Genomic DNA, 8,852 nt, shown 5'->3' with positions numbered 1-8,852 from the left:
AACGTGGCAGGCTTCGGCGGAGTCTTTCCCGACGGCAAACCCTGGATGTTCGTCATGCAGAAGGCACCGGCCGACCTCGCGACCAGGCTGCGCGGCGAGGACGATCCACACTCACTTCTGCGCGGATCACTCGACCGCGCCATGTCTTTCAACCCCGATGCACTGGTGGCCGAGGAATTGTCCTGGAGGCATGACGATCTGATGAAGGTGTACGAGGAAGAGGGAATCCCGGCGGTATCCGTTGCCGGTTGGTCGGCTGCAGATCTCCTGCGCGGTCTCTTGGCGCAGTGTTGCAACGTCGAACTCGCCGCCGTCGTCGCTGGATACCCCGAATGCGCCTACCCCCAATCGGTGCACGCATGCGAAGCCGACGTGTTCGCCGACGTGTTTGCCGGTTGGGTCAGCGGACTGCGGTGATGTGACGGAGGAGACGTCATCCTCCCGTAATTTCGGAGTAGACTCATTTATGAGCGTGATCCGAAATGAGACGAGGTGAGCGGGATGACGAAGCCGGACCAAGGGCTGGGCCGTCGCGAACGCAACAAGCTCGAAAAGCAGACACGCATCTTCGACGCCGCGGCCGAACTGTTCGCGGAAAAGGGCTACAGCGCGGTCACCACTCAAGAGATTGCCGACCGCGCCGATGTAGCCGGCGGAACCCTCTTTCGTTACGCCGCAAGCAAAGCCGAGCTGCTGCTCATGGTGTACAACGCGGAGTACCGTAAGCAGATCGAACTGGGAGAAGAGCGTGAAGCCAAGTCGACGGACACAGAAGCTCGTGTGCTCGAGCTGGTTTCACCCCTGCTGATCGCAAGTCGCCGAAACGACGAGAACACCGGCATCTACCAACGCGAGGTGTTGTTCGGCGAGCCCAGCGAATGCTTCCGGGCCGAAGGCCTGGAGCTCTCGCAACGCCTGCAAACGCGGATTGCACAAATCCTGCACGAGGGTCACCCCCACCACACCACACGAACCACCACTGCAGCGCGAACGATTTCCAACGTGCTGCACTTCGAAATAGCCCGCGCGGCATTGGACCGGATCACGGCTGACGAACTCACGAACATCGTTGCAGCACAGGTCCGATTGACGCTTGCCGGACTACCCACCGAATAGGATTGAGGATCGAAAATGACTGAATTGAAGCAGATCACCGTTCTGGGTACCGGAGTCCTCGGCTCACAGATCGCCTATCAGAGCGCCTATCACGGCTTCGACGTCGTCGCGTACGACATCAACGCCGAGGTCATCGAGAAGGCCAAGGCTCGGTTCGACTCGTTGGCCGCGGCCTACAAGGCCGAGAACGTCGAGGGCGCCAAGGAAGGCAAGGCCGACGAAGCACTGCAACGTATTACGTACTCGTACGATCTCGCCGAAGCCGTCGCCAAGGCCGATCTTGTCATCGAGGCAATTCCCGAGGACATCGCCATCAAGCGCGACACCTACGAGAAGCTTGCCACGGTAGCTCCTGAGCACACGGTGTTCGCAACCAACTCGTCGACGCTTCTCCCGAGCGACCTCAAGGAGTTCACCGGTCGACCCGAGAAGTTCCTCGCACTGCACTTCGCAAATCACGTGTGGGTCAACAACACTGCCGAGGTGATGGGCACCGAGTCCACCGACCCCGCCGTGTACCGCGAGGTCGTCGAGTTCGCGAAGAACATCGGCATGGTGCCGATCGAGCTCAAGAAGGAGAAGGCGGGCTACGTACTCAACTCGCTACTGGTCCCGCTCCTCAATGCAGCATCCGATCTGCTGATCGACGGCATCGCCGATCCCGACATGGTCGACAAGACTTGGCGTATCGGCACCGGAGCCCCGTTCGGTCCCTTCCAGATCATGGACGTCGTCGGGTTGACCACCGTCTACAACATTTCCTCCCAGGGCGGCGAGAAGCAGCGCGAATTCGCCGACTACATCAAGAAGAACTACATCGACGAGGGCAAGCTCGGCGTCGCTGTCGGCGAGGGCTTCTACAACTACAAGAGCTGATCAACCAACCGGCTCACCGCGCGGTGGCTACGACGTGAATTCACGTGGTAGCCACCGCGCGGACGTCTGTTGTCAGTAAGTCTGAAACCACCCTGAGCGATTGTGACGCAAGCTTCCTCACGTGCGAACCCACCCTCAGGAGAGATCCCCACATGCGTCGTTCCGCCATCTCGGCACTCACAACACTGGCACTGCTCGGCGCCGGAACATTGGCGGGCACACCCGCCGTCGCCGCTCCCCTCGCGTGTGGCGGCATCTCCACCGGTTCGTTCTCAGGCTCCGCCGGCGGCTCGGAGTACCTGTGCGCCAAAGAAGGTGACCTTCTGGACGTGCGCATCGGAGACGTTCATGCGACGCAGCCTTCCCTCGGCTACGACGAGGTGTACTACAAGCTCGGGCGATACACGCTCGGAAAAGACACGATCAACAAGAAGTTCGACGACTGGTGCGAGGCGAACGGCCAGATCCAGGCCGCGACCGCTACTGCGGCGTCGACACTGAAGGACCCGTCGTCCTTCACCTGCCAGATCCCGGTGGGTCAGGAAACCGCCGAGAGCATCGCGCCCATGAAGACCGTGGTCGTCGGCCCCCGCGGCGATCTCTACCTGACCGACGGTCACCACACCCTCACGTCCTTCATCGAGACGGCCGACGGAGGTCCTGACCTGCACGTGCGACTCCGAGTTCTCGGCAACCTCAGCGGCCTGACCGAAGGCGCCTTCTGGACGGAGATGGAAAAGAACAAGTGGGTCTGGTCGCGTGACGTCGACGGAAACCAGGTGCCGGTCCAGTCCCTGCCGAAAAGCGTCGGCCTGGCGAACTTCGCCGACGACAAGTACCGCAGCCTGATGTATTTCTCCCGCGACATCGGATTCGCTGCAGGCTCGATCCCGTTCCAGGAGTTCTACTGGGGCGCGTGGGTCCGCGACACCGCGCCCGTCGACCTCACCAACTGGAATCGCGATGATCTCTCCAGCTACCTGAGTACGGTGAAGTCGGTGACCAAAGCGCAGACCGCGTTGGCGGGCGATGCGGTCGTCGACAGCGGATTCACTGCCACCGATCTTGGTGTCCTGCCGGCCTGGAACGATGGCAAAGCGGAGTCCAAGGGCGAGTTCGCAAAGCTCTCGAAGCCGTACACAGACGACAAGCCGGGCAAGATCGCTTACGCCCTCGCCTACAAAGCAACCCTCTGACCTGCTCAGATCCAAGTCACACCCAGCAGACTTGACTAAGGTAAGCCTCTACTCAGTAGTCTGATCCCATTCGGGTGCCGCTTCATCGAAGCAGCGACGCCCTGCCCTGACGGAATACATGCCGTCGTATCTGCCCGGTCGAACAAATCTCCGGGCAACCAGGACAGGGAGAAGGTTGCTGCAGTGAGTACGTCCATCGTCGGTTTGTACGACCCCGCAGATGACAAGAGCAGTTGCGGGGTCGGGTTCATCACGCGCAAGGACGGCGTGCAGACCCACGATGTCCTGATCAAGGGCCGCGAAGCACTCTGCTCGGTCCCGCACCGCGGCGGTATGTCCTCCGAGGGTGTCGGCGACGGTGGCGGCGTCTCGGTGGACCTCTCCCTCCGGTTCTTCCGCAAGGTCACCGGGCGCTCCGACCTCCGTGCCGGCCGCTTCTGCGTCGGCAACTTCTTCCTTCCCGACGACGACGCCCAGCATGCTCGTGCAGCGGCTCTGGTGGAACGCGAACTTCTCGACAGAGGCTTCACCACCCTCGCTGTGCGCGACATCCCGGTCGACAACTCGTCGATTCGGCCGGCCGCGATCGCGCATCAGCTTCCGATCAGGCAGTGGATCTTCGAGGTCCCCACTCCGCGTCCCGAGCCCGCGGTAGTCGATCGCCTCGTGCACGAGGCGCTGCTCGCCATCGAAGCCATCGCGTACAACACGCCTGCGCTGCGCGGGTTGTACCCACTCTCGCTCAGCGCGAGAACACAGGTTCTCAAGGGCCGCTTGAACTCCGACGAAGTGATCCCGTACTTCCGCGACCTGGTCGACCCCGATCACGCCGTACACACGATGTACTTCCACACGCGGTTCTCGACCAACACGGACCCGCATCCCACGATGGCGCAGCCTTTCCGGTTCATGGCTCACAACGGAGAACTGAACACGGACAAGAAGAATCGGCTCTCCGAAGCTGCCGTCGCCAGTGCGAAACGACGTGCGATCGTCCGTCCGCCCGGCCAGTCCGACAGTTGCCGACTGGATCAGACCCTGGAAGCTCGCGTCATCGAGGACAGTGTCGACCTGGTGACGGCTGTGGTCTCGATGATGCCGCCTGCCTGGGAAAACGACACCACCCTCTCCCCTGCGGTGCGGGCGATGTTCGAGTACTTCTCGCTGTACGAGGAGAAAAACGACGGACCGGCAGCGCTGGTCTTCGGCGACGGCACCATCATCGGTGCACGCCTCGATCGCCTCGGCCTGCGTCCACTACGCACGATCGAGACCCACGACTACGTGTGCGCATTCTCCGAAGCCGGACAGATCGCGTTCCCACCCGAGACGGTGATTCACCGTGGCCGCGTCGAAGCCGGCGGAATGCTCTACTTCGATCATCGAGATCGCCACACCTACACTGCCCGCGAGGCCCTGGAAAAGATTGCTGCACAGCGTGATTACCAGTCTCTGGTGGAGCAGTCACGAATCCTGATCGAGGACATTGCCTCCGTACCTGCGGAGAAGGTGAGCTCACCGACGCGCTACAACGGAACCTTCGAGGTTCATCAGCGCTACATGGCGTACTCCCTGGATCAGGAGAGCTTCAAATTCCTGATGGATCCGATGCTCACGCACGGAGCCGAGAAGGTCTCCGCCATGGGCTACGGCAACGCCATCAACGCGTTCAGCGATCGCGAAGGCGGTGTGGCACGCTACTTCTCGCAGCGATTCGCCCAGGTAACCAACCCTCCGCTGGACAGCATCCGTGAAGCGGACGGTATGACTCTCCGGGTCGCGTTGGGCGCGAAGACGACTGCCGGAGAGGGCAAACAGATCGTCATCGCGTCGCCGATCCTCGGGCATCTGGACATGCTCAAGATCCGCGAACAGAACCACACACCGCACCGCCGCTTCGAAATGCTCTACCCCGCCGGGGGTGACGCGCAAGCGATGGTCGACGCGATGACCGCACTCGGCGACGCTGTTGTGGCCTTCGCAGCTGAACAGGGCGGGATCGCAGTCCTGACCGACCGTCACGTATCTCACGAGCGTGCAACACTTCCCGCGATCATGGTCGTCGGAGCACTGAACCAGCGACTCATCGACGCAGGCCTGCGACTGCGTGTCTCTCTCATCGTGGAGAGCGGCCAGATCGAGTCCTCGCACCACGTTGCTGCCGCACTCGGCTTCGGCGCTTCGGCCGTCTACCCGTTGTCTGTGCAACTTCGCGCCGAGGAGAAGTTCGGGGCCGACCCGGACGCCGCGTTCCGGCGCTTCGCGAAGGCCGCCGAGAAGTCGCTCATGAAGACGATGGGACGCGTCGGTCTGTGCACCGTCGAGAGCTACATCGGCGGAGAATTCTTCGAACCCAACTTCCTCGATACGTCCGACCCTGTACTGCGTCAGTGGTTCCCCAACATGAAATCCCCGGTCGGCGGCGTCGGTTTCGACACCGTCGCGGCGACCTCGAAGCAGTGGCACGAGCGGGCGAGCGAAGTCGGGGGTGAGAAGGACCTGCCACTGCTCGGTCTGTTCAAGGAGCGCGCTGACGGCGCAGGGCATTCGTTCGGTACCACCGCGGTCCGCAAGTACGTCGAACTCACCGAGGAGAAAATCGCGTTCGACAGCCCCTCGGGAACAGAACAATTCGAGGCTCTGCGTCTCCTTCCCCTCGGACGGCTCGACGACGCCTTCCGCCTCGACGCCGGGGCATACCGGGCGACGAGCTTCGACCGGTTGACCACCGAACAGATCGACGACTTCGACATCACCGCCGGGTACCGGGACTTTTCTACTGTCATGGCTGCGGAACGATCGCGTCGTCCCGCTGCGCTGCGCGACGTCATCTCCGTTCCCGGCGATGTCACGTTTGCGGTGACGACAGCCGAGTTCGCCGAGCAGATCAGCCGATTCTCGGTACACGGCAATACGACGATCGTGATGCGTGGAATCCAGTGTGAATCCGCCGCAGACCGCGGGTACACACTTCGCCTGGACGGACCACTGGCCGACGACGCCGCACGCCGGGCAGCACTCGGAAACGCTCTCAACGCTATCTTCTCGGGCGAAATCTCCATCGAAGCGACTGAACCGGATCTGGTTCTGAAGGCAACAGGTATCGGGGCACAGTTCCTGTCCAAGTTGCGGGTCGCACCGGCAGGTGTTCCTCTTTCCGAGGTGCAGAGCGCCAGCGACATCACTCCGAAGTTGGCGTCGGGAGCCATGAGCCACGGCGCGCTCAATGCTCCGGCACACGAAGCCGTCGCGCATGGCACGAACATGGTCGGCGCGATGTCCAACAGCGGTGAAGGTGGTGAACACCTGTCCCGTTACAACACAATTCGAGCATCGCGTATCAAGCAGTTTGCATCCGGTCGATTCGGAATCTGGGCGGGATACCTCGCCGACCCGATGCTCAAAGAGATCGAGATCAAACTCGGCCAAGGTGCAAAACCCGGTGAGGGCGGCCAGCTTCCGGCAGCCAAGGTCACCATCGACATCGCTGCGGCCCGCGGTGGAACCCCCGGTGTCGAACTGGTTTCACCGCCGCCTCACCATGACACGTACTCCATCGAGGACCTCGCTCAGCTCATCCACGACTGCAAGGCAGCGCGTATCCGGGTGATCGTGAAGTTGGTGTCCTCGGAAGGTATCGGCACCATCGCCGTCGGAGTCGCCAAGGCAGGCGCTGACGTCATCAACGTCGCCGGAAACACCGGTGGCACCGGCGCCGCTTCCGTGACCAGCCTCAAGTACGCGGGCCGCGCGGCCGAGGTCGGTATCGCAGAGGTCCATCAAGCTCTGTGCGCCAACGGTCTTCGTCAGAAGGTCGTTCTTCGATGCTCGGGCGCACATCAGACCGGCAGCGACATCATCACCTCGGCACTACTCGGCGCAGACAGCTTCGAGTTCGGCACATCGGCTCTGATGATGATGGGCTGCGTCATGGCCAAGAACTGCAACATCAAGTGCCCCGCAGGACTGACCACCAACCCGGAACTGTTCGACGGCGATCCCCGCGCCATGGCGCAGTACCTTCTCAACATCGCTCACGAAACTCGGGAACTGTTGGCAAATCTGGGAATGCGATCCCTCCAGGAAGCGCGAGGACGAACCGACCTCCTGCATCTGATCGATCACCCGTCCATCGTCGGCAATCTGAACCTGGGCGCGATGTTCGCGTCGGCGCCGGACATCACCGTCGACAATCCCGTGTACCTCGAGCGCGAGTACGCGCTCGACGAGAAGATCATGGACGAGGTTCGCACGGCACTCTTCGACCGTGGCGAGGCCTCGGTCACCGTGTCCGGACCCGAATTCGCCGAAGGTGCACTGCACCTGGGTAACCGGAACAAGAGCGTCGGCGGGCAGTTGGCGGTCGATCTCGAACGTGAACTCAACTACGGAGCGGCCGGGCTTCTCACTCCGGGAGTGCTGACCGACGAACGTGGGCGACGGTACTTCGCTCCGGGCAGCGTACGCGTCCTGACGACCGGATCTGCGGGCCTGTCGTTCGGCGCATTCTGCAACGACGGCATGCACCTGGAGCACACCGGGACATGCAACGACGGCGTGGGAAAGAGCATGAGCGGCGGCGTGATCGCCGTGCGCAGCCCTGGCGGCGGCTCCAGTGACGCCGGCGGAAACGTGTTGATCGGCAACTTCGCTCTCTTCGGCGCCACCGGTGGGCGAGTGTTCGTCGAAGGTGAAGCAGGCGATCGCTTTGCGGTTCGCAACTCCGGAGCCAGCGCTGTCGTCGAAGGCGTCGGCGACTTCGCCGGTGAGTACATGACAAACGGTGCCGTCCTGAATCTCGGCGAGTTCGGTAAAGGCGTCGGCAACGGCATGAGTGGTGGGTTCTTCTACCAGTACGACCCTCGCGGCGAGATTGCACTGCGAGCGAGCACCGATTCCGTGCTGTTGGGGTCGATCACCGCTGCGACCGACCCTCTTGCCGCCGTCCACAACCACGCAGTGCAACTCCTTCTCGAACTGCATGTGGAGGCAACGGGATCCGCGCTCGGAACCCGATTGCTCGAGAACTGGGAAGTCGAACAGCACTCGTTTGTCTACGCGATGCCCAAGGCGCTGATGCTCTACCAGGACAGCGACGCCATCCTTGCCGCCAAAACGCACAAAGAACTTCTCGATGAGTTGGCTTCCGCCATCGCGGCGCGGCAGGTACGCACCTTCAAACTCGCGGTACGAGACGAGCGTCCCGCACTCGGCGGCGCAGTCCCCGGTTACGGAGAAACCGATACCGCAACGATGTACGCACTCCTCAGCGAGTACACCGTGCTTCACTTCGCCCAACAACTCGCCGCGGCCCGCACCCCGAATGCGTCGGGACCCGACGATCCAGCAGTTCAGAAGGCAGCTCGCAATCTGGTGCTGACCGAGGACTTCGCCCTCGTCCAGCACCTGGTGAAGTACTCGAAAGAGATTCTGGCCGGCTACGACGACGAACAGTTGGCCGCGCTGATTGCAGCCAAGCGGGTCGACGACTACAAGCAGGCGTTGAGTCTGCGCAACGTGCTGGCGATGGACAGTCCCGCGACGTACGGGTGGATTCTTTTTCAAGACAACAAGAACCGGGACAAACTCGGATCCCTGCCGAACTTCGACGAGTTGTTCGCTTCACGTGCGATCCCCGACCTGGTGTCCTGACCTCTCTCCCCC

General features: G+C 62.1%; 5 protein-coding genes. All 5 read left to right on the top strand.

The window, feature by feature from the left end; all coding sequences use genetic code 11:
• Positions 1–417: hypothetical protein (locus ABWI03_RS30620; protein WP_353799022.1), on the top strand; the 417-nt coding region annotated here is incomplete at its 5' end.
• 84 nt (positions 418–501) lie between these two features.
• Positions 502–1,116: a TetR/AcrR family transcriptional regulator gene (locus ABWI03_RS30615; protein ID WP_095972295.1), complete on the top strand. Its 615-nt coding sequence runs from the start codon at positions 502–504 to the stop codon at positions 1,114–1,116.
• A 15-nt stretch (positions 1,117–1,131) separates the two neighbouring features.
• Positions 1,132–1,992, top strand: coding sequence for a 3-hydroxyacyl-CoA dehydrogenase (locus tag ABWI03_RS30610; RefSeq protein WP_095972294.1), 861 nt, complete (start codon positions 1,132–1,134; stop codon positions 1,990–1,992).
• 152 nt (positions 1,993–2,144) lie between these two features.
• Positions 2,145–3,188 (top strand): ParB/Srx family N-terminal domain-containing protein, encoded by a 1,044-nt coding sequence (locus ABWI03_RS30605; RefSeq protein ID WP_124567988.1) that lies wholly within the window; start codon positions 2,145–2,147, stop codon positions 3,186–3,188.
• A 183-nt stretch (positions 3,189–3,371) separates the two neighbouring features.
• The gene (locus tag ABWI03_RS30600; protein WP_298775789.1) at positions 3,372–8,840 is read left to right on the top strand and encodes a glutamate synthase-related protein; all 5,469 of its coding nucleotides are present in this window, start codon (positions 3,372–3,374) and stop codon (positions 8,838–8,840) included.
• The last annotated feature ends 12 nt before the right edge of the window (positions 8,841–8,852 follow it).

It is taken from the genome of Rhodococcus baikonurensis (assembly GCF_040489275.1).
GTDB classification, from domain to species: Bacteria; Actinomycetota; Actinomycetes; order Mycobacteriales; family Mycobacteriaceae; genus Rhodococcus_F; species Rhodococcus_F baikonurensis.
The sequence above is the reverse complement of the archived record's forward strand: the minus strand, read 5'-3'. Positions and strand labels throughout refer to the sequence as shown.